Source organism: Spirosoma arcticum (assembly GCF_054779955.1).
Genome location: NZ_BAAGXG010000001.1, coordinates 964,786 through 984,886, shown reverse-complemented (window position 1 = coordinate 984,886; position 20,101 = coordinate 964,786). Strand labels below are relative to the sequence as shown.

Here is a 20,101-nt window from a genome sequence, read left to right as displayed (position 1 = left end):
TAGACGGCGTTGGTTTCTGTCAGAAAGCGTTAGAACATGTAATGTGTGAGCGCCATCACACCGCACGGGCGCCCCCGATTATACATCATACATTTCCTTCATGTCTTCCCTACTTCGCATTGCCCTTCAAAAATCCGGTCGCCTGAGCGAGGATTCCTACCAGCTTTTTAAAGAATGCGGTATCCGCTTCGACTACGGAACCGGTAAACTCAAATCCGTTTCGTCCAACTTCCCCGCTGAATTTCTGTTCCTGCGCGACGACGATATCCCCGGCTACGTCGAAGATGGCGTGGCCGATTTAGGTATCGTTGGTGAGAACGTGGCTGTGGAAACCGGTCGGCCGCTGGAGACCGTTCATAAACTGGGCTTTTCTAAATGTCGCCTGAGCATTGCCATTCCGCGCGGCATTGAGTGGACTGGTATTCAGGATCTGGAAGGCAAAAACATTGCTACGTCTTACCCGAATCTGCTGGGCAGCTACCTCACCGGGCAGGGCGTCCGTGCCCATATTCACGAGATTAGCGGGTCGGTGGAGATTGCGCCAAGCATCGGGCTGGCCGAAGCTGTTTGCGACATTGTCAGTTCGGGGAGTACGTTGCTCAGCAATGGCCTGAAGGAAGTGGAAACGATTTTCCGGTCGGAAGCCATTCTCATCGCCCGGCCCGAACTGGATACCGACAAACGGGCGTTAGTCGATAAATTGCTGTTCCGAATCAAGTCGGTGCAGGCGGCTAAGAACAACAAATACATTGTGCTGAACGCGCCCAACCACGCCCTCGGTCAGATCACCGCGTTGCTGCCGGGCATGAAAAGCCCGACTGTTACGCCGTTGGCCACGGAAGGCTGGAGTTCGGTGCATTCGGTGCTGAACGAAAACGAATTCTGGGAAAACATTGAAGCCATCCGGGCCGCTGGTGCCGAGGGTATCCTGGTGATCCCGATTGAGAAAATGATTTACTAAAGAATGAATAATGACAACATACGGAGTCATTGTGCATTAACCATTATTCATTCTACATTAGCCATTATTCATTTATGCAAATCATTCCTTTCCCCGACCGCGCTGAGTGGCCCCGTTTGCTGGCCCGCCCTGTGCAGTCGACGCAGCAGATTGAAGCAGTCGTTGCCCCGATTCTGGCTCAGGTTCGGGCCGGGGGCGACGGGGCGCTGGTTGAACTGGCGCAGAAATTTGATAAGATCGAACTGGCCAAGAACCAACTGGAAGTTGGTTCTGACGAACTCGACGCGGCTGAGGACCTGCTGAGCGACGAACTGAAAGCGGCCATCCGGCAGGCGTACCAGAACATTCGCACGTTTCATGAAGCGCAGCGGCAGCCCATCGAAAAGATTGAGACGATGCCGGGCGTCGTGTGCTGGCGGAAGAGCGTGGGCATCGAAAAAGTTGGGTTATATATTCCGGGTGGCACAGCTCCGCTGTTCAGCACGGTGCTGATGCTGGGCGTTCCGGCGCAGTTGGCGGGTTGCCGCGAAGTCGTGTTATGTACGCCCGGTAATCACCCCGCCATTTATTTTGCTGCCCGGCTGGTGGGCGTCACGAAGGTGTTTCGCCTTGGCGGGGCGCAGGCCATCGCAGCAATGGCGTATGGAACGGAGTCGGTGCCGCGCGTTTACAAGATTTTCGGGCCGGGTAACCAATACGTTACGGCGGCTAAGATGCTGGTCGCCAAAGAAGGCATGGCCATCGACATGCCCGCCGGTCCGAGCGAAGTAGCCATCTACGCCGACGATACGGCCGTACCATCCTTCGTGGCGGCTGACTTGCTGTCGCAGGCCGAACACGGAAGTGACAGTCAGGTATTGCTTGTGTCGACCAGCAAACGCCTGATTAATAGTGTTAACCTGACGCTGGACACGCAGTTGAACAAGCTGTCCCGGCGTGACCTGGCGGCTAAAGCACTGGAAAATAGCAAGGCGATTCTGGTTGATACGGCCGCCGACGCGATTGACCTGCTCAACGCCTACGCTGCTGAGCACTTAATCCTGAGCGTCGAAAACGCCGAAGTCGTGGCGGAGCAGATCATCAACGCCGGGTCTATTTTCCTCGGCAACTACACCCCCGAATCGGCGGGTGACTACGCATCCGGCACGAACCACACCCTGCCGACCAACGGGTTTGCACGGGCGTACAGTGGCGTGTCATTGGACAGTTTTGTTAAGAAAATCACTGTGCAGCACATCACGCCAGCCGGTTTGCAGCGGCTCGGACCGGTGGTGGAAGCAATGGCCGAAGCTGAATCGCTCGACGCCCATAAGCGGGCCGTGAGCATCCGGTTAGCGAGTTTGGCGGAGACGGTCGCGGGCTGATTTTTTGTTAACTTGCTGGAAAATAAACTTACGATTATAGTGAGATTACTTATCGAAGTGCCGGATGAGGAAGTTGATCTCTTGCTTGCTCTGCTTCCAAAACTTGGTGCACGGCTCATTTCGAGAACTAATACAACAGTAGGTAAGTCTGAAGGGACAAACATCATCGAGCCTTTTGTGAAATTTGATGGTCAGTATTTCTACGATACTATTGAACTCGACCAAACGAGGTATGACGAACTGAAGGGGAAATATTCGAATGCGATCAATAAGAATAATAGCGATGTTGGAAAAGTAGCGGTCGAAATCGTAGCTGATTATTTGATAGCGAGGATTCCCAACTCAAAAATTAGAGCGGGCATCAAAGGCGCAGATTTGGAGTTAGTGGTTGGTGACAATGTTGAGCCACTTGAAGTAAAAGGAACTACGGCCAGTAATATTTCTTGGCCAAAAATTAAGGTATCAAGCAAAGACTGCCACGACGGATTGGTGAGCGGGATGACGATGGTAAGGGTAGTTAATGCAGATACGAGATTGCCTATATTATATTTTCTAAAACACGGCAGAGATTTTAGGATGGCTCCTGAGGATCGCTGGTCAGTTCATCCCATCAAAGCTGCTCGTTTGAACGAATGACAGTTGTCCTCAATGATTGATCTTGACACGCTCCGCGCCGATACGCCCGGCACCCGGCACGTCGTTCACCTGAACAATGCCGGAGCGTCGCTCATGCCGAAGCCCGTGGTCGACGCCATTATTAACCATATTGCCCTGGAGACCGAACTGGGTGGCTACGAAGCGGCCGAGTTGCGCCAGGCTGCCATCCAGGGATTTTACACCACCACCGCCGATCTGCTTAACACCAAACCCGAAAACATTGCGGCAACGGCCAATGCGACCGATGCCTACGCCCGTGGATTGTCATCCATACCGTTCGAGCGGGGCGACGTTATCCTGACCACCATCAACGATTACGTATCGAATCAGATCGCGTTCCTGTCGCTGCAAAAGCGGTTTGGTATCAAGATCGTGCGGGCAGATGATGATCCCCAAGGTGGCGTTTCGGTCGAGGACATGGCCGCCAGAATCAAGTCGTTGCGGCCCCGGCTGGTGGCCGTTACGCACGTACCGACTAACTCGGGTTTGGTCCAGCCGGTGGAGGCCGTTGGCCCGCTTTGCCGCGAATACGACGTGTTGTATTTGGTCGATGCGTGTCAGTCGGTGGGGCAGTTGCCGGTTGATGTGACTCAAATTCAATGTGATTTTCTGACCGCTACGTGCCGGAAGTTTCTGCGCGGGCCGCGTGGCATGGGCTTTCTGTACGTATCGGATAAAGTCCTCTCGGAAGGATACGCGCCCCTGTTCATCGACCTGCACGGGGCATCGTGGGAGTCGGCAAATGAGTTTCGCTCGGTGCCAACGGCTCTTCGGTTCGAGGATTGGGAGTTTCCGTACGCGCTGGTGCTGGGAGCCGCCGAAGCCCATCGCTACGCCCTGAACGTAGGTTTGGACAACATCCGGGAGCGCAACGCCGAGCTGTGTAACTACCTGCGGGATTCGCTAACCAACCTACCGGGTTTGCGGTTGCTGGACGAGGGCGAACACCTGTCGAGCATCGTTACGCTATTCAGCGACCGCAAACCGGCGGAGGACATCAAAGCTGCCTTGTCAGCCGAGCGCATCAATACGTCGCTCAGTACACACGGAGCCGCTATCTTAGACTACGACCGCAAAGGAATGACCACGAGTGCATTACGAATTTCTCCGCATTACTTCAACACGAATCTGGAAATCAATACGCTGATCGAAACGCTCGAACGGATTTTGGCATGAAACACCTCGCCGATCTATTGCTACTGGGCGACTCGCGCCTGTACGAAACGGGCGAACCCGTGCTGGAGTCGGAACGGCCGCTGGTGCCGGGCTGGGTCGCTGATCTGCACAATGTGATGGAGGAGATCCGGGCCACGTACCAGTTTGGGCGCGGCATTGCGGCCCCACAACTCGGCATTATGAAACGGCTGATTTATATTAACATCGACAAACCCGTCGTCATCATCAATCCTGAATTCACAATCCTCAGCGACGAAACAGCCGAACTTTGGGATGACTGCATGAGCTTTCCCAACTTGCTGGTACGCGTTCGGCGACACCGCAGCCTGACCATGACCTTCCGCGACGAACACTGGCAACCGCACACCTGGAATGTGACGGACTGGAGCCTGTCGGAACTGTTACAGCACGAATACGACCATCTGAACGGCGTTCTCTGCACCATGCGGGCCGTCGATGCACAATCGTTCCGGTGGCGACCAACGCCGGTAATGGATCGGGTGGCAGGATGACTTACCGGTTCTGCCAAAGTTGTGCTGACGAAAAATGTCCGTATATTTGGAGAAATTATTCCATAAAACACAATGACACCCGCAAAAGTGTATCAACGATTAGGTGGTCAACAGTTTATTCCGGTCCGTTCAGGAGTCCAGACTGGAACTGATCTGGCTCATTTGGTGAGTAGTGGTTTGCCAAAGCAAACCATAAAGCGATTGGCTGATTCGTTAGGTGTCGATGAACGTGAGATTATCCAGTTGTTACCCGTGACCCCCCGCAATCTGCAACGTTATAAAGACACCGATAAATTGAGTGAAACCGTTGCTGACCGACTTGTGACACTGGCTTCTCTTTTTGAGTGGGGCGAACACGTACTTGGTAAAGACTATTTTAATGACTGGCTGCACACGCCGAGTCTTCCATTGCACGATAAGCCAATTGGGTTATTAACCTCGAATACGGGTATTCAGGCCGTTAAGGATGAACTCATTCGGATTGCCTATGGTGTGCTGGCCTGATGGAAGTCTACCGCGTTTCAAAACGACAATACCAGCAGGACTTAATCGGAACGGGTGCTTACTTAGCCGGTGGACGCTGGAACACAGCGGGTAATTACATGCTGTATACGGCAGCAAGTCGCTCACTGGCTATTCTGGAAGTTTTAGTGCATATCTCCCGCAATCGACCCATTGATGACTATTCAATTATCGTTCTGTATGTTCCTGATGACCTTTTCATCAACGCGGTCGATCCGGCGGCTTTGTCCAATACCTGGCGGGAGGAATATACGCAAACACAAACTATTGGCGATCAATGGCTTGTTAGTGAATCTTCAATTCTGTTGAAAGTTCCCTCGGCGTTGGTAAAAGCCGAGCATAATTATTTGTTGAATCCCAGTCACGGGACGTTTAAATTGATGAAGGTACTGGACTTTGAACCACTTCATTTCGATGAACGCTTCTTTGGTCATTAATAGCCCATTTGCGTACGTAGTATGTTTCAACTCACTCAACTCCTCCGTCCTCACATCCTGACCTTGACGCCTTACTCCTCCGCCCGCGACGAGTACACCGGCACAGAGGGCGTGTTTCTGGATGCTAATGAAAATCCCCTCGGGTCAACTTCGTCGGAAGGGGATTTCAGCCGCTACCCCGATCCCCACCAATGGGCCATCAAGCAACGGCTGGCTCCGATCAAGGGCGTCCGGGCAAAGCAGATTTTTCTGGGTAACGGTTCCGACGAACCCATCGACCTGCTCGTGCGGGCCACCTGTACGCCCGGCACAGATTCCGAATCGTCGGACCGTATCCTCATCATGCCGCCCACCTACGGCATGTACGAAGTGTCGGCCACGATCAATGACGTGGCCGTGACCAAAGTGCCGTTGACGCCCGATTTTCAGGTCGATGTACCGGCGGTGCTGGCGGCAATCAGTGAAACGACCAAGCTGATCTGGCTTTGTTCGCCCAACAACCCGTCGGGTAATCGACTTCACGATGACGCGATCCGTACAATACTCCAAGCGGCCGATCACTCGTTAGTGATTGTGGATGAGGCTTACATCGACTTCTCGGATGCGCCTTCCTGGACGAGCGAACTCGACAACTATCCCAATTTAGTGGTCCTGCAAACGTTCTCGAAAGCGTGGGGGCTGGCGGGACTGCGGCTGGGCATGTGTTTCGCGAGCGAAGAACTGATTCAGGTAATGAACAAAATCAAGCCACCCTATAACATCTCGGCCCCAACGCAGGCGCTCGCTCTCGAAGCACTCGATCACGAGACCGATAAAGAGATAATGGTGCGTGAAATCTTGATTGAACGGCAACTATTGGCCGATAACCTGCGTACTTTGCCTTCAGTGCTGGCCATTCACCCATCCGACGCCAACTTTCTGTTAGTGCAGTTTACCGATCCTGACCGTACGTTTCACCAGTTGATCGCTCATCAGGTGATTGTGCGGGATCGCTCGAAAGTAACTGGTTGCGCCGGTTGTCTGCGCATCACCGTTGGTACGCAAGCTGAAAACAACCGACTGCTGGATGTGCTTAAACACCCTGATAACGCATCCACGCCAATGGATTTACCACTGGGTACGGGTGAATCTGCGACGAAACCGGAGTTAGTATCGAACGCGTAGTGACTGGAACGTGTGAAAAACGAATAGTAGCGTACTTATGAAAAAGTCGATTCTGTGGTTTACACTGGTCCTGTTGGGCTGGCTCATCGCGCCGAACCGGGCGCAGGCGCAGTACAACAACTGGTCGGTGGGTTTCCGGCTGGGCGAACCAGCGGGGGTGAACATCCGCAAATACTTTGGCAGCAACCACGCCTTCGACCTTAATTTTGGTACGTATGGCGGACTCTACGGCAACCGGCGCAACTACCGCGACGGCGATTACCGAAGCGTCGGCCTGAGTGTTCAGGGTCATTATTTGTGGCATAAAGCCCTGACCAGCAGCGAAAGTCTGCGTGGTTACTATGGATTTGGCGGGCAGGTTAACACACGCCGGTACTACGCCAACCGGCTCAACGGTCAGTACGAAAGTGCCCTGTCGCTGGGCGGCTCCGGAATTGCGGGGCTGGAATTGTTCCCGGCCAGCAAGCCGTATTCGTTCTTTCTGGAAACCGGCCTCTATGTCGAACTTCTTCAGGCTCCGTTTTTCCTGAACCTGAATACGGGGCTGGGGATACGGTATAACTTTTAAGATCCGTCAATCAGTTGGTGAGTTAGTCAGTCGGTGAGTAAGTCAGTTGGAAAGTCGGGCAGTAACTGACGCAACGCTGCTGACTAACCAACTGATTAACTCTCCAACTGACTTACTCACCGACTGTCCAACTCACTGACTGTCCGACTGTTTTCATGTTCAAAGTCTACAGTGCCTCCGCCGGGTCGGGCAAGACGTACACCCTGACAAAGGAGTATCTCAAACTGGCCCTGCGACCCGGCTCAACCGACGATTATTTCCGGCATATTCTGGCAGTCACGTTTACCAATGCGGCTGCCAACGGGATGAAAAACCGGATTCTGGACCGGCTGCGCGACCTCGCCGACCCCGACAAAGACATCCCCCTGCTCAGCGATCTGACCGCAGAACTGTACCAGCATGCGCCCGGCACCGATGCGTTTGCCGTGGCTAAGGGTGAACTGCGCCGGAAAGCCGCATCGGTGTTTAGGACTATTCTGCACAAATACGCCGATTTTTCGGTCACCACCATCGACTCGTTCACGCAGCGAATTGTGATGGCGTTTACCGATGAACTCGGTCTGCCGTATTCCTTCGAGGTCGAACTGGAAACTGACGAAGTGCTCGAATTAGCCATCGACAACCTGATCGAAAAAGCCGGTCTGGAGGAGATGGACGAGATTACCACCATTCTCAGTGATTACTACACCAACACCGCCACCGAAGGCAAAAGCTGGAATCAACTCCCCGAACTGCTCAAAGAATTCGGCCGTAACCTGACCTCCGACCAATTTTACGAAGCCGTCAATGCCGCACAGGAGCTTTCGCCGGGTGCCTTGCGGGCCATCCGTCAGCAACTGATGGCGCACAACCGGCAAGCCGAAACCGATATTGTGTCGCACGGGCAGCGGGCCTGGCAGTTAATTGCCAATGCGGGTTTGTCTGATGCTGACTTCGCTTATGGCGATAAAGGCGTGGGTGGTTTTATACGGGCCATCGCGGAGGGCAATGCGACCAAAGAAGCGGGCGTGCGGGTGCAAAATGCCACTCAGCAAGGCGACTGGTACACCAAAAAAGCGCCCAAACTGGTGCAGGGTATGATTGATGCAATGGCCGACGAACTGTGCGACTGCATCAGTCAGATCAATGCCGTCCGCGACGAACGCGGGCTTCAGGTGGCCCTGTTCGAGTGCCTGCTGCCACATTTGCAGAAATTGGCCCTGCTGAAGCAGATGCGGATCGAGTTCGATGAACTGCTGCGCAAAGACGGGCGCGTTCACATCTCGGAATTCAACAAGAAAATTCTGAGCATCGTGGCCTCGGAGCCGGTGCCGTTCCTCTACGAACGGCTCGGCGTGAAGTACCACCACATCCTGATCGACGAGTTTCAGGATACCTCGAAGCTTCAGTTCGCCAACCTGATGCCACTCCTGGAAAACGCGCTGGCGTCCGATCACTTCAATATGGCCGTGGGCGACGGAAAACAGGCTATCTACCGGTTCCGGGGGGGTGACATGGACCAGATCGTTTCGCTGCACCGTCAGGATCTGGACAGCCTGAAAGTGGCGCACAACCCTAATTCCTTCACTGCCGACCGCATCGACATGCTCACCGGTCAGATCAGTTCCGACACGCTCGATACCAACTGGCGCAGCGCCGAGCCGATTGTCCGGTTCAACAATGAATTTTTTGATTTTGCCGCCCGCAAGTATGAAGCCGATCACGCCAAAATAGCCGACGTGTTCGACGTGGAGCAGGTGTTTCGGCAGAAGACCCAGCCTGCCGCCCGCGCCGAGGGCCACGTGCAGATTGATTTTGTGGCGAAGGAAACCGCCGAGGATGGCAAAGACCTGACGGCGGTGATGCTGGAGAAAACCATCGAACACCTACAGCAGGCACTGGCCGACGGCTATCAGTACGGCGATATTGCGATTTTGTGCCGCAAAAAAGCCCACGCCCGCGCGTTGGCCAACGAACTCAACGCTCGGCGCATCCCGCTGGTCTCGGCCGATTCGCTGTCGCTGGAGTTTTCGGACCCCGTCAAGTGGCTCGTCACGCTCATGCGGGTACTCCAGCAACCCGATCAGAAACTGCTGCGCTACGAACTGCTGTACCTGTATCACCGCGTGGTGCGGGGCGTTTTTCCGAGCGACGCGCTGACCGAACAACTGCGTACCGTGGCCGAGGGCGACAGTATGGGCGTTTATGACTACCTCACCAAGGAAGGCTACCCACTCGATCCTTACGCGCTGGGCCAACTCAATCCCTACGAACTCGCCGAGCGGCTGACGGCCCAATTCAACCTGTTCAGCCAGGCCGACCACAACCCGTTTCTATTCCGATTCTTGGATGAACTGCTGACGTTCAATCAGAAACGGAGCGGTCACCTGAGTGACTTTTTACTGTACTGGGATGGCGTCCGGCAGCGAATTTCGGTAGAGGGTGCGGCCCGTAACGCGGTGAGCATTCAGACCATTCACAAGTCGAAAGGGCTGGAATTTCCGGTCGTAATAATTCCGTTCGCCAACTGGGGCGTTGAGCCGAACCGGAACAGCACCATCTGGCTCGATCTGTCCGGGGTGCCAACCGATATGCTTTCGCACCAGGCCACAACGGGTGAGGTGACACGACTGCTGTCGGCTCCGGCCACCACGAACGGTACCCTGAGCCGAACGCCCAAAGCGGTGGCGGCTCAGTATCAGGAGGAACTGACGCGGACGTTTCTGGAGAATATGAACCTGCTCTACGTAGCGCTTACGCGCCCCACCGACCGGCTCTACATTATCAGCAAATCGTCGGATTTTACGAAGCCGGGGAGTCAGAAAGATATTAGCTACTGGCTCCACGCGTTTCTGCGCGATAGCGACGTGGCCCGGCAGTGCGGCTGCGCATGGCAGGAAGGCGTTTCGTCGTACACGATCAGTCTGTGCGCCGATTCGATTGAGCATCACAAGCCAGACGAAATACCCGACGAGATTTTCCTAGACGACGTCATTAGCGGCCACCGCAAGCAGCAACTCAACCTGCGCCGACAGGCCGACCGGGTGTTCGACGTGGCGACGTTTGAGCGCACCCGCGAACGTGACAGCAAACTGTGTGCGGCCCTGAGCCTGATAAAAGGTCCCGGCTGCATCGACAAAACGCTCCGGCAACTCGTTGGCGAAGGCATGATTCGCACGGCCGAATGCGATGAACTGCTCCAACGCCTGACCCGCATCGTGTCGCACCCGGCGTTGTCGGCCCTGTTTGATGCCTCGCTCCGAATTGATACGGATCGGAGTATATTGAGCAACAAACGAATGCACGGTGCCCCCCACCGGGTAGTGCATCGCTCCAACGGCAGCGTCGTTTTGGTGCAATACGAGTCGGTGGTGCCAGCGAATGGAGCATCGGGAACCACGCCCGATCCGATCAGTGGACTGCGCTATTTCACCGGTTTATACCGCGATATGGGCTTCGCTGAAGTGGAAGGGCGGTTGGTGTACTTAGCCGACGAGTTGGACGTAGTGGTTGTTTAATAGAAATGGGTAATGTAAAAATGAATAATGTAAAATAGATAATGAAGGACTGGCAAGGGGGAGACTTTTGGCAAAAGAAGCGAATAGGTCGGGCAACCGCATTGTTCATTGTTCATTATTCATTATTAATTAACGTTTTTGCCCAGTCGCCCTACGCCTTACGCACGGGCCGGGAACTGGTCATTTTTGGCGTTGGGGCGGCCACGGGCGTATCAGCGCTGGTGCTGGAGAACGGGCTTATTTCACTCACGGAAGCTCAGGTCATTAACCTCGACCGGTTGGGCATAAACCGCTTCGACCGGGGCGCTACGAACCAGTTCAACCCCAACGCCGACCGGCTCAGCGACGTTACACTGGCGGGTAATGCCGCGCTGCTGGGGCTGCTTACGATTGGCACCAAACCCATGCGGCAGGACATCCAAACGGTAGCCGTCATATACCTCGAAACCGTCCTGCTGGCCAACGGCATTCAGCGGTCGATCAAGAACGTGAGTCAACGCACCCGGCCGTTCGTTTACAATCCGGCCGCACCCTTAGCCGAAAAGCTGGACCGGAACGCCCGGCAGTCTTTTTTTTCGGGCCACACTACCAATTCGTTTGCTACGGCGGTGTTCACGGGGGAAGTGTTCCGGCATTATTTCCCCGACTCGAAGTTAAAGCCCGTTGTCTGGGTTAGTTCATTAGGATTAGCCACCGCCACGGCCGTTTTGCGCTACGAAGCAGGCAGGCATTACCCCACCGATTTGCTGGCCGGGGCCGCATTCGGGTCCTTAGTGGGGTGGGGGATTCCGAAACTGCACGAGGTCAAAAATCAGAGGGAACTGGGGCGTCGGCTCGACGTTCAACCGTGGAGCAACGGGCAGGCGAATGGAATTTACGTTCGGTTAGCCGTGTTCTCGCGTTAACTTTGGTATTGCAATTAATCAATCGGGCCATGATTACGGAATACATTAAGGCGGCCTTGCACCGGGCTAAATATGAGATCGAGGATGGTGTCTACTATGCCGAAGTGTTGGAACTGCCCGGCGTTCTGGCATACGGTAGTACGTTAGAAGAGTGCCGCCAGCAGTTAATCGAAGTGATTGAAGGCTGGTTAATTGTCGGTTTTCGTCATGGTGACACGTTGCCTATTCTGGATTCTATTGACTTGAACGCCGTAGCGGAAGCAGCCTGATATGCCACCACTCCGTTCTATTTCCAGAAATGATTTTATACGCATACTTCGATTAGCTGGTTTTGATGGGCCATTTTCGGGTGGTAAACATCAATTTATGCGTAGAGGCAGTTTTAAACTGACAATCCCAAATCCACACCAGGGTCTTATCGACATCAACTTACTTAATCGCTTGCTCAAACAGGCAAATATTAGCCGGGAGGAGTGGAGTATTTTGCTAACCAATGACTAAAATTACCGATCACATCCGTAACGCGAACGGCAAGCCGATTTTTTCCATCGAAGTGATTCCGCCCATCAAAGGCGATAACCTGAAAAGTCTGCTCGACAATATTGAGCCGCTGATGGAGTTTAAGCCGCCGTTTATCGACGTAACCTACCACCGCGAAGAATACATCGAACGGCCGCTGCCCGATGGCACCATTCAAAAGATTGTAACCCGCAAACGGCCCGGCACGGTCGGTATTTGTTCGGCCATTATGCACCGCTTTGGTGTTGACCCCGTGCCGCACGTGCTGTGTGGCGGGTTCAGCCGCGACGAAACCGAAGATTTTCTGATTGACCTGCACTACCTCGGCATCGACAACGCGCTCGTGCTCCGGGGCGACCCGGCTAAGCCGTTCAATACGTTCAAAGCCAAAGAAAACGGGTACGCTTACGCCAGTGATCTTGTGGAGCAGGTGGCCAACATGAACCGGGGCGTCTACCTCCACGAGGAAGATACGGCACTGGCACCCAGCAACTTCTGCATTGGCGTGGCGGCTTATCCCGAAAAACACTTCGAGGCCGAAAACCACGATATTGATTTTGACTATCTTAAACAGAAGGTCGACAAAGGCGCGGACTACATTGTGACGCAAATGTTTTTCGATAACAGCAAGTACTTCGATTTCATCGACCGCTGCCATCAACACGGCATCACTATTCCAATCATTCCGGGTCTGAAGCCGATTAGCACCCGTAAACAACTGCAAATTCTACCCAAACTGTTTCACTTAGAAATACCACAGGATCTGGTCAGTGCGGTAGAAGCCTGCGAAAACGATCAGCAGGTGCGGCAAGTGGGCGTAGAGTGGTGCATTCAGCAATGCCGCGAACTGACCGCCCACGGTGCGCCCGTGCTGCACTTTTACACGATGGGGAAAGCCGACAACGTCATGAAAGTGGCGCGGGACGTATTTTAAATTTCCTCCAAATTTTCCTTGTACCACTGCGCCTGCTTTAGGGTGGCTTCGCGAACGTCGGGTGACATCCGGTCCCAGATTTTGTACATCATGCCGATGCGCGGATTGCGTTCGAGTTTGGCGCGGTGCCGGTCGTAAAAATCCCAGTACAAACTGTTGAACGGGCAGGGCGGCCGACCCGTACCCGGCGCGTCGGGGCCATCGGCTGTTTTCTTATCCTTGTCGTAGTGACAGCTCTTGCAGTAGCTACTCATTTTGTTGATGTAAGCCGCCGACGACACGTAGGGTTTCGTACCGACGATCCCACCGTCGGCGTGCTGACTCATGCCCCGCACGTTGGTAATCTCGACCCACTCAATGGCGTCGATGTACACGCCTAAGTACCACGCATCGACTTCGTCGGGGTGGACGCCCGCCAGCAGCGCAAAATTACCCGCCACCATCAGCCGCTGAATGTGATGGGCGTAGGCGTAGCGGAGCGACTGCCCGATGGCGTGGCTCAGGCAGTTGGCTTTGGTGTTGCCGGTCCAGTAAAAACCGGGCAATTTAGCCGTGTGATCGAAGTAGTTGAGCTGCGCAAAGTCGGGCATTTGACTCCAGTAGATACCCCGCATGTATTCGCGCCAGCCCAGAATCTGCCGCACAAACCCTTCAATCTGCGCGTAGCTGACCCGGTCGCGGTGGTTCAGAAAGTAAGCTACGGCTGCGTTGACGACTTCTTTGGGCGAAATTAGCTTGGTGTTCATGCCGAACGACAGCCGCGAGTGGTATAGCGACCACGCATTAGGCGCGTTCGACATGGCGTCCTGGTACGTGCCGAAGTAAGGCAGACAGTTCTCGCAGAAAAAGTCCAGCATTTCCAGGTACTCGCCCCGCGTCACCGGCCAGATAAAGTGACTCGTGTCCACCGTGCCCATCATAGCGACACCTTGTTTGACGAGCATTCCATGCACATCCTGAATCTCACGTTTGTACAGTTTCGGCGGTAGCAGGGGTAGGTTTTTGGGCAGAGGCTTGCGGTTTTCCTCGTCGTAGTTCCAGCGACCCGTAACCGGCTGAAGCACTGCCCCTGTGCCTTCCATGAGTACGTTGTGTTTTTGGCGTAACGCCCGGTAAAAAAACTCCATAATGAAATTTTTTGAGCCATAATGTTTGGCCAGTTCGTTGCGGGTGGTATAGAAATGCTCGGTATCGTAGGCTTGCGCCGGAATGGGCAGGCTTCCGGCGAAGGTACGGAGTTGGTTGTCGAGCCGGAGTTCGTCGGGTAGCAGGTACTCGAACCGCCCAACCGAGACGCCGTCCCGGTCATGGTCGGCGATCAGGTTCAGCAGGTTTTGGGTCAGGCTCTGCGTATTGGCGGGGTCGTCGAGGTTAATGTAAACGACCGTGTGCCCTTCGGCCCGGCGCTCATCGGCGAAGTGGCGCATGGCCAGAAAAAACGCAATCACTTTCTGAACGTGGTGGTGGGCGTAGTCGGTTTCCTGCCGGATTTCCATCTGCACGTACAGAACATCGTCCGAAACGGTCCGAAACCACGAATGCTGACTGTTCAACTGATCGCCCAGTACTAAACGAAGAATTTTCATGCAGGCAGTACGGGCCGTTGATGCGTTTTGTTCGCTGTAAATGACAAACCTGTAAGGTCTTGGAGACCTTACAGGTTTAGGGAAATAGACGCGAAGGGTCACCGGTCCCGCTCCGGTCGGTGCGCCGGTGCGATACCGGCCGGTGCGGTCTCTACGCCGGAATCAACTGATGCGGGTTGATCACGAACTTCTTGGCGACGCCACTGTCAAACTCGGCGTATCCTTTGGGCGCGTCATCGAGCGAAATGACTTCCACGTTTACCGCTTTGGCAATTTGAATTTTGTCGTACAGAATCGCCATCATCAGTTGGCGGTTGTATTTGATAACTGGTGTTTGGCCCGTAAAAAACGAGTGACTTTTGGCCCAGCCCAGTCCGAACCGGATGGACAGGTTACCCGTTTGCGCGGCCTTCTCTTCGGCACCGGGGTCGGCGGTTACGTAAAGCCCCGGAATACCGATGGCTCCCCCGGCGCGGGCAATCTCCATGAGTGAGTTGAGCACGGCCGCCGGTACTTCCTTGTTTGTCTCACCCCCGTGACCACGGGCCTCGAAGCCTACGCAGTCAACGGCGCAATCGACTTCGGGAACGCCCAGAATCTGCGCAATCTGATCGGCCAGCGTCGCACTTTCGTTCAGATCGACCGTTTCGCAGCCAATGGAGCGGGCGTGGGCCAGCCGCGCTTTGTTCATGTCGCCGACGATCACGACGGCCGCGCCCAGCAGTTGCGACGAGGCCGCAGCCGCCATGCCCACCGGACCGGCCCCGGCAATGTACACCGTTGTGCCGGGACCAACGCCCGCGTTGACGGCCCCGTGGAATCCTGTCGGGAAAATGTCGCTGAGCATAGTGAGGTCGCGGATTTTTTCCATTGCCTGCGCTTTGTCGGGGAAGCGCAGCAGATTAAAATCGGCGTAGGGCACCATCACGTACTCGGCCTGCCCGCCAATCCAGCCGCCCATATCGACGTATCCGTAAGCACCACCTGCCCGCGAATCGTTGACATTCAGGCAGATACCGGTTTTCTGTTCCTTGCAGGTCCGGCACCGCCCACAGGCTACGTTAAACGGCACGGAGACGATGTCACCCACGTTGAGAAACTCCACGTCGGAGCCGATTTCAATGACTTCGCCGGTGATCTCGTGGCCCAGCACCAGCCCGGCCTCGGCCGTTGTCCGGCCACGAACCATGTGCTGATCGGAGCCGCAGATGTTGGTTGAAACCACTTTCAACAACACCCCGTGATTGATTTTTTTACCTTTAGGATTAACCAACTCAGGAAAGTCGATGCTCTGCACCTCCACTTTTCCCGGTTCAATGTACACGACACCACGATTGCTTGCCATACCGATTTACTGGTTTTAAGGGTTAGGAATCAGAAAAAAGTCTCGCTACGCTAAAGCATCCACCCCGGCCTGTGCTACCGTATGGTCGTCGTCGACGGTGCTGCCCGACACGCCGATGGCCCCAATCACCTCGTTGCCATTTAGAATGGGAATGCCGCCCGGAAACGTAATCAGGCCACCGTTAGAGTGCTCAATGTTGAATAACGGACCACCCGGCTGCGACAGTTTTCCCAGTTCACCGGTGGGAATGTCGAAATAGCGGGCGGTTCGGGCTTTCCGCATCGAAATGTCGAGCGAGCCAAGCCATGCTCCATCCATGCGGGCAAAAGCGGTCAGGTTGGCCCCGGCGTCGACCACGGCAATATTCATTTTCAGTCCTAACTCCTGCGCCTTCTGCTTGGCGGCTTTAACGGCGGCTTCGGACTGTTCCAACGTGATACCCATTCGTCTGTGAGGTCGGTGGTTTAAGAGCCGACGTTGCAAAGATTGGCGAATTAGCGGGCAGACTGTAGTGGAATAGTCTCAATAAGTTGCGTAAAAATCTTATGTTGCCCTAAATCAGTATAGTTATAAAATAGAGTAAATGCATATAAAAAAATACTATTAGTAACTAATGTAACTAAAGTTATAATTTTAACACTGCAAAAAATAGCTGAATATTTGCGTATAAATAAAACTATGTATTGCATATTAAAATTTAATCCGTATATTTTATATGTTTTTTATCAACCACCAGTATATCTTGTATGTATTATGAATAGTATTGAAATAAACCTTGAATCGTTGTTGCGATACAGCATAACGCCCAATCAGTACGTTTTTCTGTTTCTGACGCACACGCGCCAATACGCGGCCATGTACAAATTCGGGCAGGAGGGGCCGAGCTTTTCGGCGGAAGAAATCGGTAATCTGGTTGACCGGGGCCTGATCCTGAACCTTAACAAGGCGGGCTACTACTATATGGATTTCTTTGTTCTGACCGATAACTTAGGCCGCGATCTGTTCGATCAGGACCGCGAAAAAGCCGCGCTGGAGTTCTGGAACGCCTACCCAATCCTGCTCCGTGATTCCCGGACGGGCGAAAACTTCTCCCTGCTGACCACCGACAAGCAACAATTTCTGAAAGACTATTATATCCGCGTAGGCCACTCGGAGTCAACGCATCGGCGAGTGATGGAAGCCATCGACTACGCCATTGACAAAGGGCTGATCGACATGACCATCCGGCAATGGTTCGACTCCGAGCAGTGGACCTTACTGCTGGAGCTGAAGGGGCTGGAAGAGGTAGTGTAATCAGCTCACACGTCTGCCTGGCCGGGCATTTTTTCAACATCAAGCCAGTCCAGCGGTTGAAAAGTGCGTCGCTTCCGCTGGTCAATTGGCGTTGACGATTTAATTACCTGTCCTCCATTTCCTAAGGGTTGGTTATTGGGATTAGCGTAATAAATCGCTTTGGCCCGTCGAATCAACTTTAGCGCAGCCGCTAACCGCTCCTGTGGTGTTTTGGCCCACCAGTATTCTTTGTCGTAAGCGGGAATATTGGTGAACGTGCTTGATTTGTGGATTCGGCTCATAGAGGCTGTAGAGCAAAAGTCTAATAGGCATTCTGTGTCCAGTGTCAGCCAAAAAAGTAAGCATCGAGAATTGGTTTTTTGAGCATCTTAGCTATTTGATAGGCGAATACCAGTGCCCAGACGAGATATCCCACTGTAAACGCAGTAGTGTTTCTTTTGGATTTGGTGCGTTCAAGTATACCGAGAATGTTGTCAAGTTCAGCACACTCTTCATCGGTAAGTTCGCCTTGTACATCTTTTCGCTTCAAACTATCTCTACGTTTGAAAATCTCAATTGCACGCGCTTTGGGCTCTGATTGAACAATTGCATAGTAAAACAGCGCGAATAACCCAATAAGACCCACCAAAGAGGGTAAACTGGCACAAGTCAACGCACCTACAATCAACCATCCACCTTTATTATTTAATTCGACATCCCATTCATTCCAAGGTTGTCGTGATCGATACGGGGACTCCTGCAAATTCATGATCTAAACTTATTGTGATAGTAGTTTTCAATGTAACAGTAGATAAAACTCAACAGAAATGCTGATTTTAAATACAAATCGCTACCACTTTTTCTGCTCCTTTGCCCACGCATCTTTCAACGTCACTGTGCGGTTGAACACGGGCCGGTCGGCGGTGGAGTCGGGGTCTAAAATGAAGTAGCCCTTGCGCATGAACTGGAAATTGGTCTGCTCACCGGCGCGGGCGGCTTCGAATAAGGCCGGTTCCACAAACGCCCGTACGACTTCCAGCGAATTTGGGTTTAATAACTCGCGGAACTCAAGCTCGTCGGCGGCTGGGTTCTCGACCGAGAAGAGCCGGTTGTAGAGTCGCACCTCAGCTTCAATGGCGTGGGGCACCGATACCCAGTGAATCGTGCCTTTGACGTTGATACCCGACGTGTCGGAACCGCTCCGACTTTCGGGAACGTACGTACAGCGCAGTTCGGTAATCTCGCCCGCGTCGTCTTTTACGACTTCATCACACTTGATAATGTACGCGCCTTTCAGCCGCACCATGCCGCCCGGAAACAGCCGGAAGAATTTCTTGGGCGGTACTTCCATGAAGTCGTCGCGCTCAATGTAGACCTCGTGGCTGAACGGCACCCGGCGGTAGGTCATTGTTTCTTCTTCGGGGTTGTTCTCCACATTCAACCATTCTTCGCGGCTTGCTTCGTAGTTCGTGATGACGACTTTAAGGGGCTGCTCATCCAGTACGGCCATCACGCGGTGGGTCGTTCGGTTCAGTTCCTCGCGGATACAAAACTCCAGCAAACCCAGATCGATGAGGTTCTCGCGCCGGGCAATACCAATGCGGTCGGCAAACTCGCGGATGCTGGCGGGCGTGTAGCCCCGTCGCCGAATGCCCGCGATGGTCGGCATCCGGGGGTCGTCCCAACCGCTCACGTGTCCTTCCTCCACCAGCTGCTTCAGCTTGCGCTTGCTCATCACCGTGTAGGTCAGGTTGAGCCGCGCAAACTCGATCTGGCGGGACGGGAAGATTTCTAACTGCTGAATGAACCACTCGTACAGCGGCCGGTGCACTTCAAATTCCAGCGTACAGAGCGAGTGGGTGATGTGCTCAATGGCGTCCGACTGCCCGTGGGCGAAGTCGTACATGGGGTAAATGCACCACGCGTCGCCCGTGCGGTGGTGATGCGCATGTTTGATCCGGTAGATGATCGGGTCGCGCAGTTGCATATTAGGCGACGCCATATCGACTTTCGCCCGCAGCACTTTTGCCCCGTCGGGAAACGCCCCGGCCCGCATTCGCCGGAACAGATCGAGGTTTTCGTCCACGCTGCGGCTGCGAAACGGGCTTTCCTGACCCGGCTCGTTGGGCGTTCCTTTCTGGGCCGCAATTTCTTCGGCAGTCGAGTCATCGACGTAGGCTAACCCTTTCTGAATCAGTGTTTCGGCGAAACCGTAGATCTGCTCGAAATAATCAGATGCGTAGAACTCGTTTTCCCACTCGAAACCGAGCCAGCGCACGTCGTTCTTGATTGAATCGACGTATTCGGTGTCTTCGGTGACGGGGTTGGTATCGTCGAAACGGAGGTTGGTTTGTCCGCCGTATTTATCGGCTAATCCGAAATTTAAACAGATGGATTTGGCGTGGCCGATGTGCAGGTAGCCGTTGGGTTCGGGCGGAAAGCGCGTGTGAACACGTCCGCCGTTTTTACCAGCCGCCATATCATCTTCAACAACTTGTTCAATAAAGTTAAGGGAGCTTCCAGCATTGCTGCTGTCTCCGGTGGTATTACTGGCCCGGCGGTGCAGGTCTTCTGCTTCGTTCAGTACTTCGTTCATGGTATTCAGGCGGCTAATCGTAGCCCGAAATTACGGCGATTGGGCGGGTTTGTCAAACTGCGGCCGTGAGGTAGCTTAAAATCAAA

At 53.9% G+C, this 20,101-nt stretch carries 21 protein-coding genes; 15 read left to right on the top strand and 6 right to left on the bottom strand.

Features of this window, described 5'->3' with window-relative positions; all coding sequences use genetic code 11:
- The first annotated feature begins 100 nt into the window (after window positions 1–100).
- The 14 genes from hisG (at window position 101) to metF (ending at window position 13,216) form a co-directional block, all read left to right on the top strand.
- The gene (gene hisG, locus ACYVHB_RS04395) at window positions 101–961 is read left to right on the top strand and encodes an ATP phosphoribosyltransferase (protein WP_461049952.1); all 861 of its coding nucleotides are present in this window, start codon (window positions 101–103) and stop codon (window positions 959–961) included.
- Between the two features lie 74 nt (window positions 962–1,035).
- On the top strand, window positions 1,036–2,325 hold the full coding sequence (gene hisD / locus ACYVHB_RS04390; protein WP_461049950.1) for a histidinol dehydrogenase: 1,290 nt from the start codon (window positions 1,036–1,038) through the stop codon (window positions 2,323–2,325).
- 39 nt (window positions 2,326–2,364) lie between these two features.
- Window positions 2,365–2,961, top strand: a complete 597-nt coding sequence (locus ACYVHB_RS04385) for a hypothetical protein (RefSeq protein ID WP_461049948.1) — start codon at window positions 2,365–2,367, stop codon at window positions 2,959–2,961.
- Between the two features lie 12 nt (window positions 2,962–2,973).
- On the top strand, window positions 2,974–4,158 hold the full coding sequence (locus ACYVHB_RS04380) for an aminotransferase class V-fold PLP-dependent enzyme (RefSeq protein ID WP_461049946.1): 1,185 nt from the start codon (window positions 2,974–2,976) through the stop codon (window positions 4,156–4,158).
- Window positions 4,155–4,670 carry a peptide deformylase gene (locus tag ACYVHB_RS04375; RefSeq protein ID WP_461049944.1) on the top strand — a complete coding sequence of 172 codons (516 nt, stop codon included), beginning with the start codon at window positions 4,155–4,157 and terminating at the stop codon, window positions 4,668–4,670. The genes ACYVHB_RS04380 and ACYVHB_RS04375 overlap by 4 nt, the downstream gene beginning before the upstream one ends.
- Before the next feature lie 72 nt (window positions 4,671–4,742).
- On the top strand, window positions 4,743–5,174 hold the full coding sequence (locus ACYVHB_RS04370) for an antitoxin Xre-like helix-turn-helix domain-containing protein (RefSeq protein ID WP_461049942.1): 432 nt from the start codon (window positions 4,743–4,745) through the stop codon (window positions 5,172–5,174).
- Window positions 5,174–5,629 carry an RES family NAD+ phosphorylase gene (locus tag ACYVHB_RS04365; protein ID WP_461049940.1) on the top strand — a complete coding sequence of 152 codons (456 nt, stop codon included), beginning with the start codon at window positions 5,174–5,176 and terminating at the stop codon, window positions 5,627–5,629. The genes ACYVHB_RS04370 and ACYVHB_RS04365 overlap by 1 nt, the downstream gene beginning before the upstream one ends.
- Window positions 5,630–5,650: 21 nt before the next feature.
- Window positions 5,651–6,793: a histidinol-phosphate transaminase gene (hisC, locus tag ACYVHB_RS04360; RefSeq protein WP_461049938.1), complete on the top strand. Its 1,143-nt coding sequence runs from the start codon at window positions 5,651–5,653 to the stop codon at window positions 6,791–6,793.
- Between the two features lie 37 nt (window positions 6,794–6,830).
- Complete coding sequence (locus tag ACYVHB_RS04355) at window positions 6,831–7,361, top strand: hypothetical protein (protein ID WP_461049936.1); 531 nt, start codon at window positions 6,831–6,833, stop codon at window positions 7,359–7,361.
- A gap of 155 nt (window positions 7,362–7,516) precedes the next feature.
- A complete protein-coding gene (locus ACYVHB_RS04350; RefSeq protein WP_461049934.1) occupies window positions 7,517–10,858 on the top strand; it encodes a UvrD-helicase domain-containing protein in 3,342 nt (1,113 codons plus the stop codon).
- 41 nt (window positions 10,859–10,899) lie between these two features.
- Entirely contained in the window at window positions 10,900–11,763 is an 864-nt protein-coding gene (locus ACYVHB_RS04345) for a phosphatase PAP2 family protein (RefSeq protein WP_461049932.1), read from the top strand.
- Window positions 11,764–11,792: 29 nt separating this feature from the next.
- Window positions 11,793–12,032 carry a type II toxin-antitoxin system HicB family antitoxin gene (locus ACYVHB_RS04340; RefSeq protein WP_461049930.1) on the top strand — a complete coding sequence of 80 codons (240 nt, stop codon included), beginning with the start codon at window positions 11,793–11,795 and terminating at the stop codon, window positions 12,030–12,032.
- Between the two features lies 1 nt (window position 12,033).
- A complete protein-coding gene (locus ACYVHB_RS04335) occupies window positions 12,034–12,264 on the top strand; it encodes a type II toxin-antitoxin system HicA family toxin (RefSeq protein ID WP_461049928.1) in 231 nt (76 codons plus the stop codon).
- On the top strand, window positions 12,257–13,216 hold the full coding sequence (gene metF / locus ACYVHB_RS04330; RefSeq protein ID WP_461049926.1) for a methylenetetrahydrofolate reductase [NAD(P)H]: 960 nt from the start codon (window positions 12,257–12,259) through the stop codon (window positions 13,214–13,216). Before ACYVHB_RS04335 ends, metF begins: the two co-directional genes overlap by 8 nt.
- Here the strand turns inward: metF and ACYVHB_RS04325 are convergent.
- The 3 genes from ACYVHB_RS04325 to ACYVHB_RS04315 all read right to left on the bottom strand — a co-directional run bounded on the left by ACYVHB_RS04325 (window position 13,213) and on the right by ACYVHB_RS04315 (window position 16,591).
- On the bottom strand, window positions 13,213–14,802 hold the full coding sequence (locus ACYVHB_RS04325) for a cryptochrome/photolyase family protein (protein WP_461049924.1): 1,590 nt from the start codon (window positions 14,800–14,802) through the stop codon (window positions 13,213–13,215). The two genes, metF and ACYVHB_RS04325, sit on opposite strands and share 4 nt — an antisense overlap.
- 151 nt (window positions 14,803–14,953) lie before the next feature.
- Window positions 14,954–16,147, bottom strand: coding sequence for a formaldehyde dehydrogenase, glutathione-independent (gene fdhA / locus ACYVHB_RS04320; RefSeq protein ID WP_461049922.1), 1,194 nt, complete (start codon window positions 16,145–16,147; stop codon window positions 14,954–14,956).
- Window positions 16,148–16,192: 45 nt separating this feature from the next.
- Entirely contained in the window at window positions 16,193–16,591 is a 399-nt protein-coding gene (locus ACYVHB_RS04315) for a GlcG/HbpS family heme-binding protein (RefSeq protein ID WP_461049920.1), read from the bottom strand.
- 309 nt (window positions 16,592–16,900) lie between these two features.
- Between ACYVHB_RS04315 and ACYVHB_RS04310 the strand changes: the two genes are divergently transcribed.
- Complete coding sequence (locus tag ACYVHB_RS04310) at window positions 16,901–17,440, top strand: hypothetical protein (protein ID WP_461049919.1); 540 nt, start codon at window positions 16,901–16,903, stop codon at window positions 17,438–17,440.
- A 5-nt stretch (window positions 17,441–17,445) separates the two neighbouring features.
- Here ACYVHB_RS04310 and ACYVHB_RS04305 read toward each other — a convergent pair whose 3' ends face one another.
- The 3 genes from ACYVHB_RS04305 to ACYVHB_RS04295 all read right to left on the bottom strand — a co-directional run bounded on the left by ACYVHB_RS04305 (window position 17,446) and on the right by ACYVHB_RS04295 (window position 20,015).
- Window positions 17,446–17,721, bottom strand: coding sequence for a hypothetical protein (locus tag ACYVHB_RS04305; protein WP_461049917.1), 276 nt, complete (start codon window positions 17,719–17,721; stop codon window positions 17,446–17,448).
- Window positions 17,722–17,765: 44 nt separating this feature from the next.
- Window positions 17,766–18,188 (bottom strand): hypothetical protein, encoded by a 423-nt coding sequence (locus tag ACYVHB_RS04300; protein ID WP_461049915.1) that lies wholly within the window; start codon window positions 18,186–18,188, stop codon window positions 17,766–17,768.
- A gap of 81 nt (window positions 18,189–18,269) precedes the next feature.
- Window positions 18,270–20,015, bottom strand: a complete 1,746-nt coding sequence (locus tag ACYVHB_RS04295) for a glutamine--tRNA ligase/YqeY domain fusion protein (protein WP_461049913.1) — start codon at window positions 20,013–20,015, stop codon at window positions 18,270–18,272.
- Between the last annotated feature and the right edge of the window lie 86 nt (window positions 20,016–20,101).

Coding starts and splice junctions, on each gene's coding strand:
- hisG (WP_461049952.1), top strand. CDS start 101: ATGTCTTCCCTACTTCGCATTGCCCTTCAAAAATCCGGTCGCCTGAGC.
- hisD (WP_461049950.1), top strand. CDS start 1,036: ATGCAAATCATTCCTTTCCCCGACCGCGCTGAGTGGCCCCGTTTGCTG.
- ACYVHB_RS04380 (WP_461049946.1), top strand. CDS start 2,974: ATGATTGATCTTGACACGCTCCGCGCCGATACGCCCGGCACCCGGCAC.
- ACYVHB_RS04375 (WP_461049944.1), top strand. CDS start 4,155: ATGAAACACCTCGCCGATCTATTGCTACTGGGCGACTCGCGCCTGTAC.
- ACYVHB_RS04370 (WP_461049942.1), top strand. CDS start 4,743: ATGACACCCGCAAAAGTGTATCAACGATTAGGTGGTCAACAGTTTATT.
- ACYVHB_RS04365 (WP_461049940.1), top strand. CDS start 5,174: ATGGAAGTCTACCGCGTTTCAAAACGACAATACCAGCAGGACTTAATC.
- hisC (WP_461049938.1), top strand. CDS start 5,651: ATGTTTCAACTCACTCAACTCCTCCGTCCTCACATCCTGACCTTGACG.
- ACYVHB_RS04355 (WP_461049936.1), top strand. CDS start 6,831: ATGAAAAAGTCGATTCTGTGGTTTACACTGGTCCTGTTGGGCTGGCTC.
- ACYVHB_RS04350 (WP_461049934.1), top strand. CDS start 7,517: ATGTTCAAAGTCTACAGTGCCTCCGCCGGGTCGGGCAAGACGTACACC.
- ACYVHB_RS04345 (WP_461049932.1), top strand. CDS start 10,900: ATGAAGGACTGGCAAGGGGGAGACTTTTGGCAAAAGAAGCGAATAGGT.
- ACYVHB_RS04340 (WP_461049930.1), top strand. CDS start 11,793: ATGATTACGGAATACATTAAGGCGGCCTTGCACCGGGCTAAATATGAG.
- ACYVHB_RS04335 (WP_461049928.1), top strand. CDS start 12,034: ATGCCACCACTCCGTTCTATTTCCAGAAATGATTTTATACGCATACTT.
- metF (WP_461049926.1), top strand. CDS start 12,257: ATGACTAAAATTACCGATCACATCCGTAACGCGAACGGCAAGCCGATT.
- ACYVHB_RS04325 (WP_461049924.1), bottom strand. CDS start 14,802: ATGAAAATTCTTCGTTTAGTACTGGGCGATCAGTTGAACAGTCAGCAT.
- fdhA (WP_461049922.1), bottom strand. CDS start 16,147: ATGGCAAGCAATCGTGGTGTCGTGTACATTGAACCGGGAAAAGTGGAG.
- ACYVHB_RS04315 (WP_461049920.1), bottom strand. CDS start 16,591: ATGGGTATCACGTTGGAACAGTCCGAAGCCGCCGTTAAAGCCGCCAAG.
- ACYVHB_RS04310 (WP_461049919.1), top strand. CDS start 16,901: ATGAATAGTATTGAAATAAACCTTGAATCGTTGTTGCGATACAGCATA.
- ACYVHB_RS04305 (WP_461049917.1), bottom strand. CDS start 17,721: ATGAGCCGAATCCACAAATCAAGCACGTTCACCAATATTCCCGCTTAC.
- ACYVHB_RS04300 (WP_461049915.1), bottom strand. CDS start 18,188: ATGAATTTGCAGGAGTCCCCGTATCGATCACGACAACCTTGGAATGAA.
- ACYVHB_RS04295 (WP_461049913.1), bottom strand. CDS start 20,015: ATGAACGAAGTACTGAACGAAGCAGAAGACCTGCACCGCCGGGCCAGT.